Genomic DNA, 21,995 nt, shown 5'->3' on the forward strand with positions numbered 1-21,995 from the left:
AGGAGAGCGCAGCCCATGTCAGAGCGGGTGAAGATGCCGGCCCTCGGCGAGTCCGTCACCGAGGGCACCGTGACGCGTTGGCTGAAGCAGGTGGGCGACCAGGTCGAGGTCGACGAGCCGCTGCTCGAGGTCTCGACCGACAAGGTCGACACCGAGATCCCCAGCCCCATCGCGGGCACCCTGCAGGAGGTGCTGGTCGGTGAGGACGAGACCGTTCCCGTCGGCGCCGACCTCGCCGTGATCGGGGACGGCGACGCCGGCTCTTCCGACGGGGGCGCCGACGAGGGTGCCGATGCTTCGGACGACGCTGCGGAGGGTGGCGACGAGCAGGCGACGGAGCAGGCGACGGAGCAGCCCACCGAGGAGCAGGCCGAGCCCTCCACCGAGCAGGAGCCGAGCGCGGAGACCTCCGAGCCTGAGCAGTCCTCGACCTCCGACGACACCTCCGACGACACCTCCGACGACGACGCGGCCCAGCCGCAGCAGTCTGGCGGCTCGGACGAGTCCGGATCCGGCACCACGGTGACCATGCCCGCGCTGGGCGAGTCCGTCACCGAGGGCACCGTCACGCGTTGGCTCAAGGCCGAGGGTGACTCGGTCGAGGTCGACGAGCCGCTGCTCGAGGTGTCCACCGACAAGGTCGACACCGAGATCCCCAGCCCCGTCGCCGGCACGGTGAGCAAGCTGCTCGTGGGCGAGGACGAGACCGTACCGGTCGGCGCCGAGCTCGCGATCATCGGCGGCGGGGCCAGCGAGCCCCAGCAGCAGGCCGAGCCGGAGCCGGAGCCCGAGCGGACCCCCGACCCCGAGCCCGAGCCCGAGCCGGAAGCGGAGCCCGAGCCGGCGCCGACCCCGGAGCCGCAGCAGCCGGAGTCCCAGGCCCAGCCCGAGCCGGCAGCCACCCCCGCGCCGTCCGCGCCGTCCGCGGCCGCACCTGCACCCGCACCCGCGGGTGACGCGTCAAGCTACGTGACCCCCCTGGTGCGCAAGCTGGCCGCTGAGCACGGCGTGGACCTGGCAGGCGTCGAGGGCACCGGCGTCGGCGGGCGCGTCCGCAAGCAGGACGTGCTGGATGCCGCCGCCGCGGCGAAGAAGGCAGCGGAGCCCGAGCCGGCCGCCGCCAAGCCCGCCGCAGCCGCGCCCGCCCCGGCGGCTGCCTCCGGGGTGCCGGCCGGCGTGTCGGCCAAGCGCGGCACGACGGAGAAGATGACCCGGCTGCGCCGACTGATCGCCCAGCGGATGGTCGAGTCGCTGCAGACCTCGGCCCAGCTGACCACGGTCATCGAGGTCGACGTCACGAAGATCGCCCGGCTGCGCGGGCGGGCCAAGAACGACTTCGCCGCCCGCGAGGGCGTCAAGCTCTCGTTCCTGCCGTTCTTCGCGCAGGCTGCGGTGGAGGCGCTCAAGACGCACCCGACCGTGAACGCGAGCATCGAGGGCGACGAGATCGTCTACCACTCCCAGGAGAACCTCGGCATCGCCGTCGACACCGACAAGGGCCTCATCGTTCCGGTGATCCGGGACGCGGGCGATCTCAACATCGCGGGCATCGCCCGGAAGGTGTCCGACCTCGCCGAGCGCACCCGGGCCAACAAGATCGCCCCGGACGAGCTCGGCGGTGGCACGTTCACCTTGACCAACACCGGCAGCCGCGGCGCCTTGTTCGACACGCCGATCATCAACATGCCGCAGGTCGCGATCCTCGGCACGGGGGCGGTCGTCAAACGACCGGTCGTCGTGCAGGACTCCGACGGCGGTGAGACGATCGCGATCCGCTCGATGGTCTACCTGGCCCTCAGCTACGACCACCGGATCGTGGACGGCGCCGATGCCGCACGCTTCCTGGTGGCCATGAAGGACCGCCTGGAGGAAGGCGCCTTCGAGGCCGACCTCGGGCTCTGACGCTCCGCGCCCTCCCGGGCCGGGGCAACCCGGCCCGGGAGGTCCGCAGCACATGAAGGTCGTCGTCACAGGTGCCTCCGGGCTGATCGGTTCGGCCCTCGTGCCCCACCTGCGCGAGCAGGGCCACGAGGTGCTGTCCCTGGTCCGCCGCACCCCCGCGTCCCGGCACCAGGCCCGGTGGGACCCCGACGAGGGACGCATCGACGTGGCGGCCCTACAGGGCACCGATGCGGTCGTCCACCTGGCCGGCGCCGGAGTCGGCGACCACCGCTGGACGGCGTCGTACAAGCGCACCATCCTTCAGTCCCGGGTGGACGGCACCACGCTGATCAGCCGCACCATCGCCGAGCTCGACCCGGCCCCGCGGGTCCTGGTGAGCGCGTCCGGCATCGACTACTACCCGGACACCGACACCGAGGTGACCGAGCGGTCGGGACGTGGGACGGCGTTCCTGAGCGACGTCGTCGAGGCGTGGGAGGGGGCGACAGCATCGGCCCGCGAGGCCGGCATCGCCGTCTCGTACGCCCGGTCGGCCCTCGTGCTGGCCCGAAAGGGCGGCGTCCTGGAACGGCTGCGGCCGTTGGTCAACCTCGGTCTGGCCGGTCCGATCGGCCCCGGTGACCAGTGGTGGAGCTGGATCACCCTGGACGACCAGGTGCGTGCGCTGACCAGGCTGCTGGACGGCGACCTTCCCGGTCCGGTGAACCTGAGCTCGCCGGACCCCGTCCCACAGCGCGAGCTGGTTCGCGCGCTCGCTCGGCAGGCGCACCGGCCGGCGATCCTGCCCGCGCCGACGTTCGCGCTGCGCGCAGCCGTGGGCCAGTTCAGCGAGACGATCGTGGCCAGCCACCGGGTGGTCCCGCGGCGCCTGCTGGACGCCGGGTTCACCTTCGAGCACCCGACGCTGGCGGACGCCGTGCGCTGGGTGTCGAGCTGACCCGCTCCACCCGCCAGCCACCCGACGTCCGGACCAGCGTGAGCCGCGAACGCCGGCCGGCGACGGCGGCCACGTGCTGCACCACCGCGCCGGAGGCCTCGACCACGTCGTAGGCGGACTCCTGGACGACCACGTCCACGACGACCCGGTCGCGGCCGGGCGAGACGACCCTCGCCTGCCGCGGCAGCAGCGTCAGGCCCCGCAGGTGCAGGCAGCGCGACGCCAGCCCGGCGAGCACCTGCTGGTCGGCCCGGTCGGCTGTCGACCCGGGCACGGACCCGGCCGCCCCGGGCTGCGGTGCGGCGCGGCCACAGGCGGGTGGAACGCGACTCAGGGCGGCGGTCCGGGTCACCGCGAGCCGGCCGATCACCGGCAGCGCCTCGGCCGCCGAGCTGATGGCCGGTGCCCTGCTGGTGGAGTGCGCCGTGGGCCGGGTCGCGGCGGCGAGCCGCGGCTGCTGGGCGACCGCCTCCGGGCGCGACCCGACGACGGCGCCGCCCCCGACCGCCAGCACCAGAGCGACCGCGCCGGCCATGACCGCCCACCGAGCGCGCCGCGGATCCTTGCGATGCCTCGGCCCGATCGCGTGGGGCTGCTCGGGTGGCCCCGTCCCGACCCGGCGGGTCAGGCCGCCGTCCGACGGCGCCAACCCCGGTCGCCAGACCGGTTCCGCCGCGGCGGCCGCGTGCAGGGCTGCCGCCAGCTCGGCGGGAGCCGGTCGGCTCGCCGGGTCGGGCGCCAGCGCTGACTCCACCACGGCCACCAGCGCCCCCGGCGCGGTGGGTGCCTCGTCGACGAGCGCCGGACGGCACATGGGGGTCGGCACCGGCGACCCGACGAGGGCGAACCAGCACAGCGCTCCCAGTCCGTAGACGTCGCTCGCCGGCCCACCCGGCCGCCCCGCCAGCACGGCGGGGTCGACGAACCCAGGGGTGCCGAACACCTCGGCGCGCGGTGCCCCGGTGACGCGCACGGTGCCGAGGTCGGTCAGGAAGGGTCGTCCGTCGCCGTCGAAGACCACGTTGCCCGGGGCCAGGTCACCGTGCTCGACCCCAGCCGCGTGCAGGTCCGCGAGCGCCTGGGCCAGCGGGGCGATGGTCGTGACCACCTCGCCGGGGCGCAACCGGCCGCGGGCCGCGACGACGCCGGCCAGCGTCCCGCCGTCCAGCAGGGTGGTGACGAGCGCCAGTTCATCGTGCCCGGTGACCACGTCGTGCCGGGTGACCACGTCGATCAGTCGGACGACGTGCGGGTGCCGAACGGCGCGCAGCACGGCGAGCTCGCGCTCCGCATCCGGGCCGGCGGGGACCAGCTTGACGGCGACCGGCCGGCCGGTCTGGCCCTGCTCGCCGGCCCACACCTGCGCGCTGGCGCCTCGGCCGAGCAGGCGCCGGAGCCGGTAGCCGGGCAGGACGGGCGCAGGCGGGTCGATCGGCAGACTGGGCATGCCCCAAGCCTGGCGGAACCGGACGATTCACCGCGGGCGCTGTCCACAGGCTCGGCGGTAGCCTCGGGCTGCCACCCGACCGGACGAACGGAGACCGACGTGACGGGACTGCCGGCCCGCGTCGACGTGGTCGTGATCGGTGCCGGACTGGCCGGGCTGGCCGCCGCCGTCGCGCTGCACCGGGCCAGGCTGAACGTGCTGGTGGTCGAGGCCTCGGACGACGTCGGCGGACGCGTGCGCACGGACAGCGTCGACGGACTGCAGCTGGATCGCGGCTTCCAGCTGCTGAACCCGTCCTACCCCGAGCTGCACCGGCTGGCCCGGCTGGGCGTGCTCGACCTGGGGGCGCTCGACCTGCGCCCCTTCGAGCCGGGGGTGGTCGTGGCCCAGGGCGGGCGCCGAACGGTGCTCGCCGACCCGCGTCGCCTGCCGCAGCACCTGCGCTCGACCCTGACCGGGCCGGGTTCGGTGCGCGAGAAGCTGGCGCTGGCGCGATGGGCCGTGGACGTCGTCCGGGCTGATCCGGCCGAGCTGCTGGCCGCCGACGACGAGCCGTTGTCCGCCGCCCTCGCGCAGCGCTCGATCACCGGTCGGCTGCGCACCAGCGTGGTCGACCCCTTCCTGGCGGGCGTGCTCGCCGACGACAGCGGGCAGACCTCGCGACGCTTCGTGGAGCTGCTGGTCCGCGCGTTCGTGCGCGGCACCCCGGCCCTGCCCGCCGCGGGGATGGCGGCGCTCCCCCGCCAGCTCGCCGCCGGGCTGGCGCCCGACGCGCTGGCACTGGGCGTCCGGGCCGTCTCGGTGACCGGCACCTCCGTGGCGACCGACGCGGGGATCGTGACGACGTCCGCGACCGTGGTGGCTACCGATCCGCGGACGGCGACCCGGCTGGCCCACCTGCCCACGGTGGCGATGCGGGGCTTGACGACGTACTACCACCTGGCCGAGACGGCGCCGAGCAGCGCGGCGATGCTGCACCTGGACGGCGGTCGGCGCGGGCCGCTGGTGAACTCGGCGGTGGTGTCCAACGTCGCGCCGGCGTACGCGGGGGGCCGGGGAGCGCTGGTGGCCACGACGGTCCTCGGGGCGCGCGAGGACCCGGCCGTCGAGCGCGCGGTGCGGGCCCAGCTGCGGCTGGTGTACGGCGCGGACCCACGCCCCTGGGAGCTGGTCGCGACGTACGCGATCCCGGACGCCCTTCCCGCGATGCTGCCGCCGCTGGACGTGCGCCAGCCGGTGGACCTGCGCGACGGGCTGTTCGTGGCCGGCGACCACCGCGACACGGCGTCGATCCAGGGCGCGTTAGTCTCCGGACGCCGCGCGGCGACCGCCGTGCTGGCCCATCTCGGAGTCCCGGAGGACGTGCATGCCCGCTGACCAGCCGACGATCCTGGCGACCTCGGGCGGGTACGTCCCGGCCCATCGGCACCGGCTGGACTTCGCGCCGCTCGTGCAGCACGCGGTGGAGCTCTCCGGCACGACGGGCCGGCCGCGGGTCTGCCACATCGGCACGGCCATCGGCGACCAGCGTTCGTTCAATGCCGAGCTGGACGAGGCCGCGCGCACGGCGGGCTACGACTTCTCGCACCTCTCGCTGTTCCCCATGCCGAGCGTCGAGGACGTCGAGGGGCACCTGCTGGCGCAGGACGTGGTGTGGGTGAACGGCGGGTCGGTGGCGAACCTGCTCGCGGTCTGGCGGGTGCACGAGCTCGACGAGGTGCTGCGCCGGGTCTGGGCGGCCCGCGTGGTGCTGGCCGGGGTCTCTGCGGGCTCGATCTGCTGGTACGTCGGCGGGACGACGGACTCGTTCGGGCCGGAGCTGCGCGCGGTCACGAACGGGCTGGGTCTGCTGCCCTACGGCAACGGCGTGCACTACGACAGCGAGGCGCGCCGGCGTCCGCTGGTGCACCGGTTGGTGGCCGACGGCACGCTGCCGGTCACCCACTGCACGGACGACGGGGTCGGCCTGGTCTACCGGGGCACCGAGCTGGTCGAGGCCGTGACGGAGCAGCGTGGCAAGGGGGCCTACGTCGTGCGCCGCGAGGCCGGTGCAGCCGTGGAGGAGCGGATCGAGCCCCGGGTGCTGCCCGGCGTCTGACCCTTGCGCGACGCCATTGGTCACCCTAGAGTAACGGTTACTCATGAGCGACCAAACGGCTGCCCTCGCCCTCGACGCCCTCGGTGACCCGATGCGTCGACAGGTGCTCGTCGTCCTGCGCGAGGGGGCGCTGCCGGTGGGCGAGCTCGCCGACCGGCTGCCCATCGGGCGGCCGGCCGTCAGCAAGCACCTGAAGGTGCTGGAGGGCGCCGGCCTGGTGGAGCACCGCTCCGCCGGCACCCGCAACCTCTACGCCCTCGCCCCCGACGGGCTGGCGCCCGTCCAGCAGTGGCTGGTCGGGTTGTGGGACAACGCCTTGGCCGCCTTCGCCGCCCACCTCGAGCAAGGAGACCGCCCATGACCCTGGCCCCCGTGGTCCGCGAGCTGCGGGTCGCCGTCGACCCCGCTACCGCCTACGCCGTGTTCACCGCACACCTGGGCGGGTGGTGGCCGCTCGGCGGGTTCAGCGTGCACGGCGCGACGTCGTCCGTGGCGTTCGAGGGCGACGCCGTCGTCGAGCGGGCCGCCGACGGCCAGGTGAGTGTCTGGGCGGAGGTCCTCGAGCGGCGCGAGCCCGAGCTGCTGCGGCTGGCCTGGCACCCGGGCGCCGGGCCCGACCGGGCCACCGAGGTCGAGGTAACGTTCAGCCCGGACGACGAGGGGACGCTGGTCCGGCTGGTGCACTCGGGGTGGGAGCGGTTGGCCGATCCGCAGTCCGGCCGGGACAGCTACGCGGGCGGTTGGGTCGCCGTCCTGCTCCCGTTCGGTCGCCACCTGGGGATCCCGCCGGACCACGAGGACACCCGCTGGTTCGCGCTGCAGCACCTGCCGGGTCGGCTCGCTCCTAGCGACGGGCCGTTGATGCAGCACCCGCTCTTCGCCGAGCACGTGGCGTTCCTCGGCCGGCTGGCCGCCGACGGGCTGCTCGTGGCGGCCGGCCCCCTGACCGATGAGGCGGGCGCCGGCATGACCGTCATCCGGGTCCGGCCCGAGGACGGTGACGTGGACGTCGAGCGGCTGGCGACGCAGGACGACCGGTCCGTCGCGGGCGGTCTGCTCACCGTGCGGGTGCGCCCCTGGCGGGTCCAGCTCTCCGCCCTCTGACGCTCCCACCCTCCCTGACGTGGGACGCGCAGCCCCTTCAGAGGGGGACGACACGGTGCTGGGCAGCGCTGACCCGCGCGGCATCCAGCACATCGAGCACGTGGACGGCGTCGTGCGGGTCGACCGGCATCGGGCTGCCCGTGGTCACTGCCTCGGCGACGGCCCGGTAGAAGTCCACGGCACTGCCCGGTGCCCGCGGCACGGCACGGCGCTCGTCGCCGGCGACCACCCACCCGCAGTGCTCGTCATCCGGGTCCGCGAAGTCGGCGAACGCGGTGGCCTCGGCCTCGAAGTCGGTCACCACGTAGCTACCCGCCCGGCCCAGCACCCGGGTGCGCGGCCCGGGCGCACCGGCCACGGAGAGCGCGCCCAGGTGGCTGCGCACCCCGCTCTCGTGCTCCAGCGCCAGGAACGCGTCGTCCTCGCTGGGGGTGGTGTGCGCCGCCAGCTCGGCGTAGACCCGGCGTACGCGCCCGAACAGCTGGACGGCCGAGTCCACGAGGTGGCTGTGCAGGTCGAGCAGCAGCCCTCCCCCGTCGGCTGCCGTGGCGTTCTCCCGCCAGCGGTCCTTCGGCTCGGGCCGCCAGCGCTCCCACCGGCGCTCGAACCGGAACACCTCGCCCAGCTCACCGTCCGCGAGCAGCCGTCGCAGGGTGAGCTGCTCCGCGTCCCAGCGCCGGTTCTGGAACACGGTCAGCGGGACGCCGAGGTCGTCCGCGCACTGGGTCACGCGGGCGGCCTGGTCGCCGTCCACGCCCAGCGGCTTGTCCACCACGACCGGCACCCCGGCCTGCAGCCCGGCGATGGCCTGCTCGGCGTGCACACCGCTGGGACTGGCCAGCACCAGCACGTCCAGCCGGCCCGGCTCGGCCAGCAACGCCGCGATCGACGACAGGCAGACCGCGTCGGGCCACTCCCGCTCCACGTCGGCCCGTCGGCCGGCGTCCGACGTGACCACCCGGACGACGTCCAGGCCGGCCGCTCGCAGCAGTGGGGTGTGGATCCCGGCCCCGGCTGAGCCGAACCCGACGAGCCCGACGCGCGCGCGCCCGCTCACGGGAGGGCCGCCGTCGCCGGTTCGGGCCCGGGGTTGTGGGGCTCAGGCGCACCGGGCTCAGAGCCGTCCTGGTCGTCGACCTCGGCGCCGTACCTCGTCGGCCACCAGATGCGCGCGCCGACGTCGTAGCTGAGCGCGGGCACGAGCAGCGATCGCACGACGAGCGTGTCGAGCAGGACGCCGAACGCCACGATGAACGCGATCTGCTGCAGGAACAGGATCGGGATGGTCGCCAGTGCACCGAAGGTCGCCGCCAGCACGACGCCGGCACTGGTGATCACCCCGCCGGTCACCGCGAGCCCGACGAGCACGCCCGGTCGGGTGCCCCGGTGCCCGGCCTCCTCGCGCACTCGGGTCATCAGGAAGATCGAGTAGTCGATGCCGAGCGCGACCAGGAAGACGAACGCGTACAACGGGATCGACGGATCGCCGCCGGGGAAGTCGAACACGTGGTTGAACATCAGCGCGCTGATCCCGATGGTCGCGCCGAACGACACCACGTTCGCGGCGATCAGCAGCAGCGGGGCCACCACCGCCCGCAGCAGGAGCATCAGCACGAGCAGGATCACGATGAGGATCGCCGGGATGATCACCGTCAGGTCCCGCCGGCTCGCCTCGCGCACGTCGAGGTTCACGGCGGTGTTGCCGCCCACCAGCACGTCCTGGCCGACCGCGTCGACCGCGGTGCGGAGCCGGCGGACGACGTCCTCGGCCTCGGGGCTGTCCGCCGACGGCGTCAGGGTGGCCTGCACCTCCACCTGGCCATCCACCACCTTGGGCGGGCCGGGTGACGTCGCGGTCGCCATCGAGGTGTCGGTGAGCACCTGCGCCGACGCGACCCCCTCCACCCCGCGCACGACGTCCAGGGCCTGCTCGGTGTCGGTCTCGGCCAGGACCATGATCGCGGGACTACCCGCGCCGCCCGGGAAGTGCGCGGCCAGGACCTCCTGCCCCGCGACCGACTCCACCGGGTCGCGGAACAGGTCGGAGGTGCTGATCCCGCTCGCCTTGAGGGTGGGCGCGAAGAGGCCGGCGCAGAGCAGGACCAGCAACGTGCCGGACCAGACCGTGCGCGGGTGGCGACCGACCAGCCGGGCCACCCGACCCCAGATCCCGTTGCCCCGCATCACGTCCTCGCGGTGCACGTGGTCGACGTGCGGGGTGCGCGGCCAGAACAGCCAGCGCCCGGACGGGGCCTTGGCGTACCAGGGCAGCGGTCCGTCGTCCTCCTGCGACCGCAGGAACCGCCAGCGCTGCACGGCGAACCAGCCACCGCCGGCCAGGACCAGCAGGACCAGCACCAGGCCGAGCCACGGCGCCACCAGGACCGCGCCGATCGCGAAGGCCGCCCCGCAGACCACGATGCCCAGGATGATCAGCGGGACCAGCAGCAGCACTGGCAGCAGGGTCAGCGCGGCCAGCAGCGCGCCCGCGATGCCGAGGGCGCCCACGGGGCCGAGGCCACGGGTCGAGCCGAGCTCGCTGAGCAGCAGGCAGAGCAGGCCGAGGATGACGGTCGCGGCACTGGCCGCGATCGGCTCGACCGAGCCCCGCCAGGCGCGGCGCATCGCCACGTACTTGTTCTCGTGGTCGTGCAGCTCCTCGCGGTAGCGCGAGACCAGGAGCAGCGAGTAGTCCGTCGCGGCGCCGATCACCAGGATCGACAGGATCCCCTGGCTCTGGCCGTCGAGCGTGATGGTGCCGTGCTTGGCGAGCGGGAAGATCACCAGGGCGGCGGCGGACAGGCCGAACGCCGACGTCATCAGGGCGGCCAGCGGGAGCAGCGGGCTGCGGTAGACCAGCAGCAGGATGATGAAGACGGCCGTCAGGCTGACCCCGAGCAGCTTGCCGTCGATCCCACCGAACGCCGTCACCAGGTCGGCGGTGAACCCGGCCGGCCCCGTGACGTAGGCCTTCAGGCCCGTCGACTCCAGGTCGCTGGCGGCGGCCCCGCGGATCGCCTCGACCGACTGGCCGACCACGCTCTCGCCGTCCGGCAGCGAGTCGCCCGCCTTGTCGCCGTCCAGGGCGATCGGGACCAGGAGCGCCTTCCCGTCCTCGCTGGGCACGACCGGCACCGGCCCCGGGGCCAGGAAGTCCTCGAGCGTGTAGGTGCGGCCGGCAGCGGACGCCGGGTCGACCGGGATCGCGACGGACGGCAGGTCCTCGGTGAACGCGGTGACCTGCGTCTTGTCCTCGGCGGTGATCCCGCTGGCCCGCTCGAGCACCAGGAAGGCCGGGAAGGTCGAGCTGTCGGAGAACTTCTCCGCCTGCGCGGCCAGCTTGGTGGACTCGGCGGACTTGGGCAGGAAGTTGGCGTTGTCGTTCTCCTGCACCTCCGACAGCCGCCCGACCAGCGGACCACCCACGCTGGCCACGCCGAGCCAAGCGGCTGCGATGAGCGCCAGGCCGACGGCGCGCAGCACGGCCCGGCGCCGCGTGGCACGACGGCGCGCGGCGCGACCACGGGCTGCCCGGCCACCCGTGTCCGGTCCCCCAGTACTCACGGTCCCTCCCAGATCGACGCACGACGCCCCAGGACGACGACTCTAGAGTCCCCGGTGCCGGACGTCCGCCAGCTGCCCCGCTCGCGTAACCTGGGGGCATGTCGTTGACCGTGGTCCACGAGGGATTCGTCCCGGACGCCGTGCCCTATCTCGACGGGTGGCAGCGCCAGCGCGAGGTGCACGCCAGCGTCGTCGCAGGCGAGTCGCCGGACACGTTGCTGCTGCTCGAGCACGAGGCGGTGTACACCGCCGGGAAGCGCACCGAGCCGCACGAGCGGCCGTTCGACAACACCCCGGTGGTGGACGTCGACCGCGGCGGCAAGATCACCTGGCACGGCCCCGGGCAGCTGGTCGGCTACCCGATCGTCCGGCTGCCCGACCCGGTGGACGTCGTCGCCCACGTACGCCGGCTGGAGGGCGCGCTGATCGCCGTGTGCGCCGACCTCGGCCTGGAGACGACCCGGATCGACGGGCGCAGCGGCGTGTGGGTCCAGGCGGACCAGCGCGGGCCCGACCGCAAGCTCGGTGCGATCGGCATCCGGGTCTCGCAGGGCGTGACCATGCACGGTTTCGCACTGAACTGCGACTGCGACCTGTCGTGGGCCCGGATCATCGTGCCCTGCGGCATCTCGGACGCGGCCGTCACCTCGCTCAGCATCGAGCTGGGGCGGGACGTGAGCGTCGCCGAGGTGCTACCGCTGGTCGAGCGCCGGGTCGTCGAGACGCTCGAGCAGGTCAGCCCCGGTCGTGCTCCTGCGCCTGCGTGATCATCCCGAGCACCAGGCCGGCCACCAGCCCGATGGCGGAGGACACGGCCGTGGCGCGCACCAGCGGGTGCGGCTGTCGGACCTGACCGGTCGACGGGACCTGCGACGTGACGGTGATGACAGCCATGGGGGCCTCCTCGGGACACTGACAGCCGTGATATCGGCTCACCGGGGGCTCGACCTGAGCGCTGGCGGTAGCACGTTCCGGGAATGCCACGCGCCCGGCGTAGGCTGAGGGGGTTGGTCCCGTCAGGCGGCGGGACCGTCCTGCGAGGAGGAGTGGCACGTGACGATCGCGCCTGAGGGACGCAAGATGCTGCGTCTGGAGGCCCGGAACGCGCAGACCCCGATCGAGAAGAAGCCGTCCTGGATCAAGACCAAGGCGAGCATGGGTCCGCAGTACACCGAGCTGAAGTCCCTGGTGAAGGGCGAGGGTCTGCACACCGTCTGCCAGGAGGCCGGCTGCCCCAACATCTTCGAGTGCTGGGAGGACCGCGAGGCCACCTTCCTGATCGGCGGCGAGCAGTGCACCCGTCGCTGCGACTTCTGCCAGATCGACACCGGCAAGCCCAGCGACCTGGACCGTGACGAGCCCCGCCGCGTCGCCGAGTCCGTCGCAACCATGGGCCTGCGCTACGCCACCATCACCGGTGTCGCCCGCGACGACCTGCCGGACGGCGGAGCCTGGCTGTACGCCGAGACCATCCGCCAGGTGCACGCGCTCAACCCCGGTACCGGTGTGGAGATCCTGATCCCGGACTTCAACGGCATCCCGGCGCAGGTCAACCAGGTCATCGACGCCGCCCCGCAGGTCTTCGCGCACAACGTCGAGACCGTGCCGCGCATCTTCAAGCGGATCCGCCCGGCCTTCCGGTACCAGCGCTCGCTCGACGTGATCACGATGGGCCGGGACGCCGGGCTGGTCACCAAGTCGAACCTCATCCTCGGCATGGGTGAGACCCGCGAGGAGATCAGCGAGGCGCTGCGCGACCTGCACGAGGCCGGCTGCGACCTGATCACCATCACCCAGTACCTGCGCCCGAGCCCGCGGCACCACCCGGTCGAGCGCTGGGTGAAGCCCGAGGAGTTCGTCGAGCTGTCCGACGAGGCGACCGAGCTCGGCTTCGCCGGCGTGATGGCCGGGCCGCTGGTCCGCTCGTCGTACCGGGCCGGCCGGCTCTGGGCCCAGGCCATGCAGCGCCGCGGCGACGAGCTGCCCGAGGAGCTGGCCCACCTCGCCCAGGCGGGCACCGCCTCGCAGGAGGCCGCTAGCCTGCTGGCTCGCTGAGCAAGACCCCCCACCGCCCTACCGCACCCGCCGCACGAACTCGAGGAACTCCACGATGGCCCGCACTACCGACTCCGCCGCCGAGCCCGCCAAGAAGCAGCGCTTCAAGCGGCTCCGGACGATCGGCGCCGCCTTCAGCCAGGCCCGCACGCTCGACCCTGCCGTGGTCTGGTGGATGCTCGGCGCCTTCGTGCTCGTCGAGGCCGTGTTCGTCGTGCTCGGCATCGTGATCGGGCACACGATCTACCTGTCCGTGCTCGGCGTGCCGATGGCCGTGCTCGCAGCCGGCGTCATCATGGTCCGCCGCACCGAGCGGGCCGCCTACGGGCGGCTCGAGGGCCAGGTCGGTGGCGGCGGCGCCGCCCTCGGCGCCCTGCGGAAGGGATGGTTCCGGGACGAGCAGCCGGTGGCCATCGAGGCCACCAAGCCGGGCGACATGGCCAGCGCGGCGATGGTCTTCCGGGCGATCGGGCGGCCGGGCGTGGTCCTGGTCCTCGAAGGGCCGGCCGGGCGAGCCCAGCGGCTCGGCGACAAGGAGCGCAAGCGGGTCAGTCGCGTCGTCCCGAACGTGCCGGTCACGCTGATCCGGATCGGCACCGGCGACGACGAGGTGCCGGTGCGCAAGCTCGTCGGCAAGCTCAACCGGATGCGTCCGGCACTGTCCAAGGACGAGGTCATCGCGGTGAACAAGCGGCTGCGGGCGCTCGGCTCGACGCCGCTGCCGGTGCCCAAGGGCATCGACCCGACCCGCGCGCGCCCCGACCGCAAGGGCATGCGCGGCCGCTGACCCCTGCGGCAGCCTGGTCACCGCAGTCACGTTTCTCCACTTCTTCACCTGAGGACACACGGCCGTAACCTGCGACCGGTCTACTGGGACTCGTCGAGAAGCCAGCACGACGACGACGCCAGGGGAGGCACTCATGGTCCAGAACGTGACGACGACCAACCAGGCCCTACGGATCATGGGCGTGTGGGTCCGCCGAGCGGACGCCGTGCTGTCCGAGGGCGCCATCGCCAACGCGGCCCGCGCCGTCGAGGCCGAGCGTGGCCGGCTGGCCCGTCAGGCCAGCGAGCTGGACGCGCTCGACCTGGCCTCGCGGCCCGTCCGGCTCGCCAGCTGAACGCCTGCTGACCCCAGACCGCAGGTCGATCCGGTGCTGTGCAGGGCCTCAGGCCCTGCGCAGCACCGTGCCCATGAACTGGTCGTGCAGGCCGCGCTGGTCGCGGTCCCAGATCAGCGCCGGTACCGCGAGCGACAGCAGCACGGCGCGTCCGAGCGCCCGCAGCGGGTCGACGGCGGCGCCGTCCACCCGGGTGACCCGCAGCCCCAGCGCCAGGTGGCCCGGTCCCGCGTTGAACGCGCTGACGAAGACGGCCTGGAAGGCCGCGAAGACGCCGAGGGTCACCCACTCGTTGCCATGCAGCAGCACCCGCGAGATCAGCAGCGCCAAGCCCCAGTCCAGGGCGAGCGCCGCCAGCCGTCGTCCGATCCGGGCGACCGAACCCCGGCCCTCCTCGGGCAGGCCCAGCCGCTCCCCCGGGTAGTCGGCAGCCGCCGCTGCAACCGGCTCGGCGTTGTCGTCGTCCACCCGCGCAGCCTACGGGCCGCCGCGACGGCAGATTTCACCTCCCCGATACCGGGCGCCCGCCTCGTAACCTCAGGGAAACATTCGAGACACTGACGGGAAACCGCCGCTGCCTAGCGTTCGGATCGGTAGTGGATCCCGCCCCACAAGGAGGATGGATGTTCAGCAACGCCGACGAGGTCATGAAGTACATCAAGGACGAGGACGTGAAGTTCGTCGACGTCCGCTTCTGCGACCTGCCGGGCGTGATGCAGCACTTCAACGTGCCCGCAGTCTCCTGTGACGCGGAGTTCTTCACCAACGGCCAGATGTTCGACGGCTCGTCGATCCGCGGTTTCCAGGCGATCCACGAGTCCGACATGAAGCTCATCCCCGACGTCGAGACGTCGTTCATCGACCCCTTCCGGGTCGAGAAGACGCTGGTCGTCAACTTCTCCATCGTGGACCCGTACACCGACGAGCCGTACAGCCGCGACCCCCGCCAGGTGGCCGCCAAGGCCGAGGCGTACCTGAAGTCGACCGGCATCGCGGACACGGCGTTCTTCGCCCCCGAGGCCGAGTTCTACATCTTCGACGACGTCCGCTTCGAGACGAAGCAGAACGCCAGCTACTACTACATCGACTCCATCGAGGGCGCCTGGAACACCGGTCGCGTCGAGGAGGGTGGCAACCTCGGCCACAAGACGCCGTACAAGGGCGGGTACTTCCCGGTCCCGCCGGTCGACCACTTCGCCGACCTGCGCGACCAGATCGTGCTCGAGCTCGACGCCCTGGGCCTGCAGGTGGAGCGTTCGCACCACGAGGTCGGCACCGCGGGGCAGGCGGAGATCAACTACCGCTTCGACTCGCTCGCCAAGTCCGCCGACAAGGTGATGCTCTTCAAGTACGTCGTGAAGAACGTCGCGCACCAGCACGGCAAGACCGCCACCTTCATGCCGAAGCCGCTCTTCGGTGACAACGGCTCGGGCATGCACTGCCACCAGTCGCTGTGGAAGGACGGCGAGCCGCTGTTCTACGACGAGCGCGGCTACGGCGGCCTGTCCGACACGGCCCGCTGGTACATCGGCGGTCTGCTCAAGCACGCGCCGTCCCTGCTGGCGTTCACCAACCCGACGGTGAACTCCTACCACCGGCTGGTGCCCGGCTACGAGGCGCCGGTCAACCTGGTGTACTCGGCCCGCAACCGCTCGGCCTGCGTGCGCATCCCGGTCACCGGGTCGAACCCGAAGGCCAAGCGCATCGAGTTCCGCGTGCCGGACCCGTCGAGCAACCCGTACCTGGCGTTCTCGGCGATGCTGATGGCCGGCATCGACGGCATCCGCAACCGGATCGAGCCGCCGGACCCGATCGACAAGGACCTCTACGAGCTGCCGCCGGAGGAGCACGCCTCCATCCAGCAGGTGCCCGGCACGCTCTCCGAGGTGCTGGACTCGCTCGAGGCCGACCACGACTTCCTCACCGAGGGTGACGTGTTCACGCCGGACCTGATCGCCACCTGGATCGACTTCAAGCGGACCAACGAGGTGGACCCCATCCGCCTGCGGCCGCACCCGCACGAGTTCGAGCTCTACTTCGACCTCTGACGGTCCGGCGCGCTCCCTGACGCGCCGGACAGATCGTGGCAACGGCGTTCGCCCTGGCGGACGCCGTTGCCACGTTGTCGGGCCAGGTGGGTCGTAGGCTCGACGGATGTACTTCATCGTGGTCAAGTTCCAGACCAAGCCGGAGTGGACCGATCGCTGGCTCGACCTGGTGGCCGACTTCACCTCGGCGACCCGCCAGGAGCCCGGCAACCTGTGGTTCGAGTGGTCGCGCAGCGTGGACGACCCGGCCGAGTTCGTCCTCGTCGAGGCGTTCACGGACGACGGCGCCGGGCCGCACGTGAACAGCGCGCACTTCAAGAAGGCGACCGCCGAGCTCGGTCAGGCGCTGACCGCCACACCGCGGATCGTGAGCCGCCAGGTCGAGGGGTCCGGCTGGGACGAGATGGGCGAGATCACGGTCGCCTAGGTGGCCGGGCGCCGGGCCCAGGCCTGCACGATCCGCGGAGACCCCACGAGCGTGCTGTCGTCGTCCGCGAGCGCGGCCAGCGCCTCGCAGGCCCAGGCGATCTCCGCCTCGGTCGCGATCCCGGCGTCCAGCATCGCGTCGGCGGTGGCCTGGACGGTCAGCAGTGGCATCGACTTCGGCTCCCCCACCAGGTCCGCCCGCTGCACCACCCGGGTCTGCGGCGACGGTGCACCGACGGCCAGGAGGTGGGCAGCCACCTTGCGGCCACTCTGCGGGTCGCCCCCGTAGCTGCGCAGCACCCGCTGGTACCGGTCCACCCAGAAGTCGAACCCGGCGTGCGGCGGGTAGCAGAACGAGCCCTCGAAGTCCGCGTCCTCCAGCACGAGCACGCCGCCGGGGCGGACCGCCTCCCACATGCTCCGGACGACGCTGACGGGGCGAGTCAGGTGCTGCAACAGGTTGCGGCAGTAGGCGAGGTCGTACGTGCTGGGCTCCGCGAGGTCGTGCACGTCCAGCTCGACGAGGTCCACCCAGGTGAGTCCCTCGTCGGCGGCGCGCTCGCGGACGACGTCCAGCGTGACCGCGTCCATGTCCACGCCGGTCACCCGACCCGTGGGCCCCACCCGCCGGGCCAGCTCGAGTGTCACGTCGCCGGCGCCGCAGCCGACGTCCAGGCACGTCTGCCCCGACGCCACGCCCGCCAGATCGAGCAGGTCGCCCGTCGTCGCCGCCCAGCTGCGGGCCAGCACCTGCAGCCGGTCGGCCCCGGCCGCGCCACCACGGATCACGTACCGATCCATGCCTGGAGGCTAGTCCTCCCGACGCCCAGCGGACTCCCAGGCACAGCGCCGTACTCGTCCAGACAGCGCCCCTAGCGTGGACGGCATGAGCCACCAGGACGCGCACCACGACGCGCATGACGACGAGCACGACGACGAGCACGACCGCGGCCTGTCGCACGACCTGCCGACCCTGCTGAGCCGGCGTCGGGCCCTCACCCTCGTAGGCGGAGCCGGGCTGGTGGCCGCGCTGGCGGCGTGTGGCGCCGGAGGGGATGACGCCTCCGGCTCGACGAGCCAGACCCAGCAGGGTCCGCCGGACGGCGGTGGCCCCGGCGGAGGTGCGCCGCAGTCCAACGTCTCGGTCGGCGACGGCGAGATCCCGGAGGAGACCGGCGGCCCGTACCCGGCGGACGGCACCAACGGCACCAACGTGCTGACGGAGTCCGGCATCGTGCGCAGCGACCTGCGATCGAGCTTCGGCGACGCCAGCGCGGTGGCCGAGGGCGTCCCCCTGACCTTCACGCTCACGGTCGTGGACGTCAGCGGCAGCGACGACGCGGGCAAGCCGGCCGCGGGCGCCGCCGTGTACGCGTGGCACTGCGACCGCGAGGGCCGCTACTCGATGTACGACGACGCCATCAAGGGCGAGAACTACCTGCGCGGTGTGCAGGAGGCCGACGCCGACGGCAAGGTCACCTTCACCTCGATCTTCCCGGCCTGCTACTCCGGTCGTTGGCCGCACATCCACTTCGAGGTCTACCCCAGCACGGACGACGCGACGTCGGCCTCGAACCGGATGCGGACGTCGCAGCTGGCCCTGCCCGAGGACGTCTGCCGCGAGGTCTACGCCACCTCCGGCTACGAGGCCAGCGTGGCGAACCTCGGCCAGGTCAGCCTGGACTCCGACAACGTCTTCTCCGACGGGTACTCGCTGCAGCTGGCCAAGGTCACCGGCTCGACCAACGCCGGCTACCAGGCCAACCTGCGCGTCCCGATCTAGCCCGTTGAGATGTCCAGCGTGGCAACGGCGTTCGCTCTGACGCACGCCGTTGCCACGGTGTCACTCGGCGAGGTTAGGAGCTGACCTGGTCGAGGTGCTGCAGCAGGTCGTGCGCCGCGAGCTCGACGTCCTTGTGCCGCCACTCGGAGGCGCGGTAGACGCAGGCGATCAGCGCGGTCCGGTGCACCCGGCGGAAGTCCCCCGCGACGAACGCGAAGCGGGCCTTGGTCTCCTCGCTCGCGCCCGCGGTGAGCCCGAGGTGCCACGCGCCGTACTCGGCCCACGAGTGACGTTCGAGGTAGTCGTTCTGCGCGGCCGCGCCAGGCTGGACGTCGCCCCAGTCGCTGTCCAGCACGTACTGCCGCTTGTCGATCAGCGCCCTGACGTGCGCCACGGCGTCGGGGTTGACCTCGTACGTCGCCATGGCGACATGGTGGCACGTCAGAGCGTGGCGCCGACGGCGACCGCCGCCCGGCCAGCCGCGGCGGGTCCACCGGCGAGATCAGCGACCGCGGAGGTCAGCAAACCCAGCTGCACGCGATCGACCGCGTCGCTGTCGCCCCCTGCCACCAGCTCCAGTGCTCGGACGGCGCACGCCGCGAAAGCCATGACCGAGGCCAGCTGCGGCTCCGAGCTGAAGGGAAGCGCCAGGTCCGCCTCCTTCAACCCGGACGCGAGCCAGACCTCGACGACCTGCCGCCACCCCGTCAGGTCGTTGCCCGGGGTGCGCTCGACCGTGCGCTCGACCGTGCGCTCGACCGCACCCAGGCGCCGGTCGACGTCCTGCCGGATGAACTCCTCTGCCGTGTGCCGCCAGGTCTGGGCATCCTCGAAGCGCCAGTAGATCTCGATGCACCCGCGAGCGGCGCGGATCACGTCCCGCGGTAGGCCGCCCGACCAGACGGCGCAGAACAGGGCCAGCGAGGACGGAAACCCGGCGACGCGTGACTCGAGAACCGCAAGGGCCTCGTCCGGCGCCAGTCGGGCGATGTCCACGATCGCGTCGAATGACGAGTCGAACGCGTCCCGAGGTTGCAGGCCCCGCAGCGAGAACGACGCCATGGCCTCGTCCGAGACGCTCACCAGGAAGTGCACCCGAGGGATGTGGAACAAGTCCTTCATGGAGTTGATGACGTTCGTGAGCGACTCGACGTCCGGCAGCTTGTCGAGCTCGTCGACGATCACGACGACCCGTCCGTTGGCTCCGCGTTCGACACCCATCTGGTGCAGCACTGCCGTGAGCCGATCGATCAGGTCCCCGTAGGTCAGCCCGCGATGAGTGGAGCTGCGGCTCGTGGTCCGCTCCAGCCCGAGAACGGATGTGAGCTGGAGCGAGGCCTTGCCCTCCTCACCTTCCGTCTGCTCCATCCGCAGGTCTGCCGCGAGGGCGGCGGCCAGATCAGCGGCAGACGTACCCTCCCGGCGGACTCGGGTGACACCGAGGACCGTTCCGATGAACGCACTGAGGCCGACCGCGGCGAGCAGAGCGCCGAACACGCCGACGGGACCGAGACGCCTGATCACCGGCCAGTCGTTCCAGTCCGCCAGCAGCAGCCAGATGCCAACGACGACCGCCAGCTCCAGCACGAACGTCCGGCGCATCTGCCGCCGCCGCGCGACCTGCACGTCTGCCATGACGGCGGACCGGTCCCCGACTGCTCGGGCCGCAGCGAAGGCGAGCCGACGCAGCAGGTCTGTGGTCTCGTACTTGCTCGCCGCCAGGATCGGCAACGCCAGCGTGCCCGACTCTGCCGCCACGGAGAGCATGAGCGTGCTCTTGCCACTGCCGCGGGGCCCGGCGATCCCGATCGCCGACGTCCGGTGCCCGGCAACGAACTGGGTCACGTAGGCGATCGTCGACGAGGGAACGATCCGGTCCGCCGCCAGCTCGACCAGGTCAGGGGCCGTCTCCGGGAACGACAGCAGGCCCTGGGGGCCGAGGACCCGATTGATGGCGCGCCGGTAGGACTCAGCCAGGAAGACGTCGGACTCGTCCTTCCACTGCCTGTCCAACCGCGGCACCTCGGTATCGTTCTCCGCTTCTCGCACGTGCTCCGCGAGGGTCTCGAAGATCACCACGATGATGGAAGCCGCAACCAGGAGGAGAACCACGACGAAGGCACGCTGCCACCAGGACCTCATCCACGTGATGTCTCCGAGGCTGCCCCAGCCGAACAACCAGCCCGCGACGACGGCCACGGCGACCGCGGCGATCATCACAGCGACCAGACCAGTGGCGACGCCGAACAGGATGCGTCGTCGCCGGGCCGACGTGACCCGCTGCGCGCGACGCGTCAACGCCTCGACGCGAAGGTGCGTCCACGACGAACGACGCGCGAGGAACTCCGCCTCGTCGACGCGTCGAGCGTGCGCCGACAACTCGGGCCAGTGCTTCGCGAAGACCTTGAGCTCGTCCCGCGCGACGATCGGCTCGAGCGACTCGACGAAGCTGGGCGGCGGTGGCTCTGCGGCCTTGCGCCGCTTGGACTCGGCCCGGTCCGCTGTCAGCCCCATCCGCGACACTGTGGTCCCCTCCTCGCTGAGGGTGAGTCCTGCCTCGCAGCCTAGCGACGTCGGGTTGGCGCTACGTCGAACTCTGGATATCCGTGGATCTTCCCTCCAGCCTCGGGAGTTCAGGCAGTCACGACGCGGCCGACCTCCGCGGCGAACGCGACGAAGCCCTCGGCGTCCGGCTCGTCCTGGGTCGGTTGCAGCACCACGACGTCCACGCCGGCCTCGATCCATGGCGACAGCCCCTCGGCCACCGCGGCGACGTCGCCGGCCACCCCGTGCCCGTCGCTGCTCGACCAACCCCAGAGCTCGCACTCGTGGTCCAGTCGCTGCTGCGCATCGGCACCCGTCGCGACCGGCAGGAAGGCGGTGATCGGGTTCCGGCCGTCGCGCCCGGACTCGGCGCGCGCGGCGTCGACCAGCTCGCGGGCCCGGCGCACCTCGTCGGGCGTCGTCCCGCCGGTGAGGATCGTCCCGTCGGCCAGCGCCCCGGACAGCCGCAGCGTCTTCGGCCCCTCCCCCGCGGCCAGCAGGTCAGGCGGCGACGGCGGCGGCCAGTCCAGGGCCACCTCGTCCAGCGTCACGTACCGGCCGTCGGCGCTGACCCGCTCGCCCGCCAGCAGTCCCTGCAACGCCACGAGGTACTCGCTGAGCAACGTCATCGGCGACTCGGCCCGGGCGCCGACCTGCTCCATCCAGCTCTGCACTCCGTGACCCACGCCCAGCAGCGCCCTCCCGGGGAACAACCGGTGCAGGGTGCTGAGCTCCATCGCGGTGAGCGCGACGTTGCGCAACGGCACGGGGAAGATGCCGACCCCGACCTTCAGCCGCGTCGTCCACGCGAGCGCCGCCGTGGCCGCGGCGACTCCCCCCAGCTTGAAGCAGTCCTCCCACAGCCACAGCTGCGGCAGTCCTGCGTCGTCCGCGGCGACCGCCACGGAGCGCAGGCGCTCGGGAACGAGCTGCGGGATGAAGACGGCACCGACCTCGACCATGCAC

22 protein-coding genes are annotated in these 21,995 nt (G+C 72.5%); 13 read left to right on the forward strand and 9 right to left on the reverse strand.

Going from position 1 to position 21,995, the window contains the following annotated elements:
• Positions 1-15: 15 nt before the first annotated feature.
• On the forward strand, positions 16-1,902 hold the full coding sequence (gene sucB, locus ABEB17_RS13860; protein ID WP_345717267.1) for a 2-oxoglutarate dehydrogenase, E2 component, dihydrolipoamide succinyltransferase: 1,887 nt from the start codon (positions 16-18) through the stop codon (positions 1,900-1,902).
• Positions 1,903-1,954: 52 nt separating this feature from the next.
• Positions 1,955-2,839 carry a TIGR01777 family oxidoreductase gene (locus ABEB17_RS13865; RefSeq protein WP_345717268.1) on the forward strand — a complete coding sequence of 295 codons (885 nt, stop codon included), beginning with the start codon at positions 1,955-1,957 and terminating at the stop codon, positions 2,837-2,839.
• Here the strand turns inward: ABEB17_RS13865 and ABEB17_RS13870 are convergent.
• On the reverse strand, positions 2,787-4,286 hold the full coding sequence (locus ABEB17_RS13870; protein WP_345717269.1) for a protein kinase domain-containing protein: 1,500 nt from the start codon (positions 4,284-4,286) through the stop codon (positions 2,787-2,789). The two genes, ABEB17_RS13865 and ABEB17_RS13870, sit on opposite strands and share 53 nt — an antisense overlap.
• Before the next feature lie 99 nt (positions 4,287-4,385).
• On the opposite strand from ABEB17_RS13870, the gene ABEB17_RS13875 reads away from it, so the two are divergent.
• The 4 genes from ABEB17_RS13875 to ABEB17_RS13890 are packed head-to-tail and all read left to right on the forward strand — an operon-like array spanning position 4,386 to position 7,488.
• A complete protein-coding gene (locus ABEB17_RS13875; protein ID WP_345717270.1) occupies positions 4,386-5,663 on the forward strand; it encodes an NAD(P)/FAD-dependent oxidoreductase in 1,278 nt (425 codons plus the stop codon).
• A complete protein-coding gene (locus tag ABEB17_RS13880; protein WP_345717271.1) occupies positions 5,653-6,384 on the forward strand; it encodes a Type 1 glutamine amidotransferase-like domain-containing protein in 732 nt (243 codons plus the stop codon). Before ABEB17_RS13875 ends, ABEB17_RS13880 begins: the two co-directional genes overlap by 11 nt.
• Before the next feature lie 43 nt (positions 6,385-6,427).
• Complete coding sequence (locus ABEB17_RS13885) at positions 6,428-6,745, forward strand: ArsR/SmtB family transcription factor (protein ID WP_345717272.1); 318 nt, start codon at positions 6,428-6,430, stop codon at positions 6,743-6,745.
• On the forward strand, positions 6,742-7,488 hold the full coding sequence (locus ABEB17_RS13890; protein ID WP_345717273.1) for an SRPBCC domain-containing protein: 747 nt from the start codon (positions 6,742-6,744) through the stop codon (positions 7,486-7,488). Before ABEB17_RS13885 ends, ABEB17_RS13890 begins: the two co-directional genes overlap by 4 nt.
• Before the next feature lie 37 nt (positions 7,489-7,525).
• On the opposite strand, the gene ABEB17_RS13895 is transcribed toward ABEB17_RS13890, so the two are convergent.
• A complete protein-coding gene (locus ABEB17_RS13895) occupies positions 7,526-8,545 on the reverse strand; it encodes a Gfo/Idh/MocA family protein (RefSeq protein WP_345717274.1) in 1,020 nt (339 codons plus the stop codon).
• Entirely contained in the window at positions 8,542-11,052 is a 2,511-nt protein-coding gene (locus ABEB17_RS13900) for an MMPL family transporter (RefSeq protein WP_345717275.1), read from the reverse strand. Before ABEB17_RS13900 ends, ABEB17_RS13895 begins: the two co-directional genes overlap by 4 nt.
• Positions 11,053-11,150: 98 nt before the next feature.
• Here ABEB17_RS13900 and lipB point away from each other — a divergent pair, with 98 nt between their 5' ends.
• Positions 11,151-11,819: a lipoyl(octanoyl) transferase LipB gene (gene lipB, locus ABEB17_RS13905; protein WP_345717276.1), complete on the forward strand. Its 669-nt coding sequence runs from the start codon at positions 11,151-11,153 to the stop codon at positions 11,817-11,819.
• Here lipB and ABEB17_RS13910 read toward each other — a convergent pair.
• Entirely contained in the window at positions 11,788-11,946 is a 159-nt protein-coding gene (locus ABEB17_RS13910; RefSeq protein WP_345717277.1) for a hypothetical protein, read from the reverse strand. The two genes, lipB and ABEB17_RS13910, sit on opposite strands and share 32 nt — an antisense overlap.
• A gap of 159 nt (positions 11,947-12,105) precedes the next feature.
• On the opposite strand from ABEB17_RS13910, the gene lipA reads away from it, so the two are divergent.
• The 3 genes from lipA (at position 12,106) to ABEB17_RS13925 (ending at position 14,228) form a co-directional block, all read left to right on the forward strand.
• Positions 12,106-13,107 carry a lipoyl synthase gene (gene lipA, locus ABEB17_RS13915; protein WP_345717278.1) on the forward strand — a complete coding sequence of 334 codons (1,002 nt, stop codon included), beginning with the start codon at positions 12,106-12,108 and terminating at the stop codon, positions 13,105-13,107.
• A 55-nt stretch (positions 13,108-13,162) separates the two neighbouring features.
• The gene (locus tag ABEB17_RS13920) at positions 13,163-13,894 is read left to right on the forward strand and encodes a DUF4191 domain-containing protein (protein ID WP_345717279.1); all 732 of its coding nucleotides are present in this window, start codon (positions 13,163-13,165) and stop codon (positions 13,892-13,894) included.
• Positions 13,895-14,027: 133 nt separating this feature from the next.
• Positions 14,028-14,228, forward strand: coding sequence for a hypothetical protein (locus tag ABEB17_RS13925; protein ID WP_345717280.1), 201 nt, complete (start codon positions 14,028-14,030; stop codon positions 14,226-14,228).
• Between the two features lie 48 nt (positions 14,229-14,276).
• Here the strand turns inward: ABEB17_RS13925 and ABEB17_RS13930 are convergent, their stop codons facing one another.
• Positions 14,277-14,696, reverse strand: a complete 420-nt coding sequence (locus ABEB17_RS13930) for an RDD family protein (RefSeq protein WP_345717281.1) — start codon at positions 14,694-14,696, stop codon at positions 14,277-14,279.
• Positions 14,697-14,851: 155 nt separating this feature from the next.
• Here ABEB17_RS13930 and glnA point away from each other — a divergent pair, with 155 nt between their 5' ends.
• The gene (gene glnA / locus ABEB17_RS13935) at positions 14,852-16,276 is read left to right on the forward strand and encodes a type I glutamate--ammonia ligase (protein WP_345717282.1); all 1,425 of its coding nucleotides are present in this window, start codon (positions 14,852-14,854) and stop codon (positions 16,274-16,276) included.
• A 106-nt stretch (positions 16,277-16,382) separates the two neighbouring features.
• Positions 16,383-16,703, forward strand: coding sequence for a putative quinol monooxygenase (locus ABEB17_RS13940; RefSeq protein WP_345717283.1), 321 nt, complete (start codon positions 16,383-16,385; stop codon positions 16,701-16,703).
• On the opposite strand, the gene ABEB17_RS13945 is transcribed toward ABEB17_RS13940, so the two are convergent.
• The gene (locus tag ABEB17_RS13945; RefSeq protein WP_345717284.1) at positions 16,700-17,503 is read right to left on the reverse strand and encodes a methyltransferase domain-containing protein; all 804 of its coding nucleotides are present in this window, start codon (positions 17,501-17,503) and stop codon (positions 16,700-16,702) included. The two genes, ABEB17_RS13940 and ABEB17_RS13945, sit on opposite strands and share 4 nt — an antisense overlap.
• Before the next feature lie 85 nt (positions 17,504-17,588).
• On the opposite strand from ABEB17_RS13945, the gene ABEB17_RS13950 reads away from it, so the two are divergent.
• Positions 17,589-18,485: an intradiol ring-cleavage dioxygenase gene (locus ABEB17_RS13950; RefSeq protein WP_345717285.1), complete on the forward strand. Its 897-nt coding sequence runs from the start codon at positions 17,589-17,591 to the stop codon at positions 18,483-18,485.
• Positions 18,486-18,558: 73 nt separating this feature from the next.
• Here ABEB17_RS13950 and ABEB17_RS13955 read toward each other — a convergent pair whose 3' ends face one another.
• The 3 genes from ABEB17_RS13955 to ABEB17_RS13965 form a co-directional block, all read right to left on the reverse strand.
• Positions 18,559-18,909, reverse strand: coding sequence for a hypothetical protein (locus ABEB17_RS13955; RefSeq protein ID WP_345717286.1), 351 nt, complete (start codon positions 18,907-18,909; stop codon positions 18,559-18,561).
• Positions 18,910-18,926: 17 nt separating this feature from the next.
• Positions 18,927-20,999, reverse strand: coding sequence for a P-loop NTPase fold protein (locus ABEB17_RS13960; RefSeq protein WP_345717287.1), 2,073 nt, complete (start codon positions 20,997-20,999; stop codon positions 18,927-18,929).
• Positions 21,000-21,118: 119 nt separating this feature from the next.
• A complete protein-coding gene (locus tag ABEB17_RS13965) occupies positions 21,119-21,991 on the reverse strand; it encodes an LLM class flavin-dependent oxidoreductase (protein WP_345717288.1) in 873 nt (290 codons plus the stop codon).
• Between the last annotated feature and the right edge of the window lie 4 nt (positions 21,992-21,995).

It is taken from the genome of Angustibacter luteus (assembly GCF_039541115.1).
Lineage (GTDB): Bacteria > Actinomycetota > Actinomycetes > Actinomycetales > Angustibacteraceae > Angustibacter > Angustibacter luteus.

Bases quoted from the DNA above. Each gene is read 5' to 3' on its own strand.
- ABEB17_RS13865 (WP_345717268.1), top strand. From the start codon at position 1,955: ATGAAGGTCGTCGTCACAGGTGCCTCCGGGCTGATCGGTTCGGCCCTC.
- ABEB17_RS13955 (WP_345717286.1), bottom strand. From the start codon at position 18,909: ATGGCGACGTACGAGGTCAACCCCGACGCCGTGGCGCACGTCAGGGCG.
- ABEB17_RS13870 (WP_345717269.1), bottom strand. From the start codon at position 4,286: ATGCCCAGTCTGCCGATCGACCCGCCTGCGCCCGTCCTGCCCGGCTAC.
- lipB (WP_345717276.1), top strand. From the start codon at position 11,151: ATGTCGTTGACCGTGGTCCACGAGGGATTCGTCCCGGACGCCGTGCCC.
- ABEB17_RS13960 (WP_345717287.1), bottom strand. From the start codon at position 20,999: ATGGGGCTGACAGCGGACCGGGCCGAGTCCAAGCGGCGCAAGGCCGCA.
- ABEB17_RS13940 (WP_345717283.1), top strand. From the start codon at position 16,383: ATGTACTTCATCGTGGTCAAGTTCCAGACCAAGCCGGAGTGGACCGAT.
- ABEB17_RS13965 (WP_345717288.1), bottom strand. From the start codon at position 21,991: ATGGTCGAGGTCGGTGCCGTCTTCATCCCGCAGCTCGTTCCCGAGCGC.
- ABEB17_RS13950 (WP_345717285.1), top strand. From the start codon at position 17,589: ATGAGCCACCAGGACGCGCACCACGACGCGCATGACGACGAGCACGAC.
- ABEB17_RS13925 (WP_345717280.1), top strand. From the start codon at position 14,028: ATGGTCCAGAACGTGACGACGACCAACCAGGCCCTACGGATCATGGGC.
- sucB (WP_345717267.1), top strand. From the start codon at position 16: ATGTCAGAGCGGGTGAAGATGCCGGCCCTCGGCGAGTCCGTCACCGAG.
- glnA (WP_345717282.1), top strand. From the start codon at position 14,852: ATGTTCAGCAACGCCGACGAGGTCATGAAGTACATCAAGGACGAGGAC.
- ABEB17_RS13890 (WP_345717273.1), top strand. From the start codon at position 6,742: ATGACCCTGGCCCCCGTGGTCCGCGAGCTGCGGGTCGCCGTCGACCCC.
- ABEB17_RS13920 (WP_345717279.1), top strand. From the start codon at position 13,163: ATGGCCCGCACTACCGACTCCGCCGCCGAGCCCGCCAAGAAGCAGCGC.
- ABEB17_RS13885 (WP_345717272.1), top strand. From the start codon at position 6,428: ATGAGCGACCAAACGGCTGCCCTCGCCCTCGACGCCCTCGGTGACCCG.
- ABEB17_RS13945 (WP_345717284.1), bottom strand. From the start codon at position 17,503: ATGGATCGGTACGTGATCCGTGGTGGCGCGGCCGGGGCCGACCGGCTG.
- ABEB17_RS13880 (WP_345717271.1), top strand. From the start codon at position 5,653: ATGCCCGCTGACCAGCCGACGATCCTGGCGACCTCGGGCGGGTACGTC.
- ABEB17_RS13910 (WP_345717277.1), bottom strand. From the start codon at position 11,946: ATGGCTGTCATCACCGTCACGTCGCAGGTCCCGTCGACCGGTCAGGTC.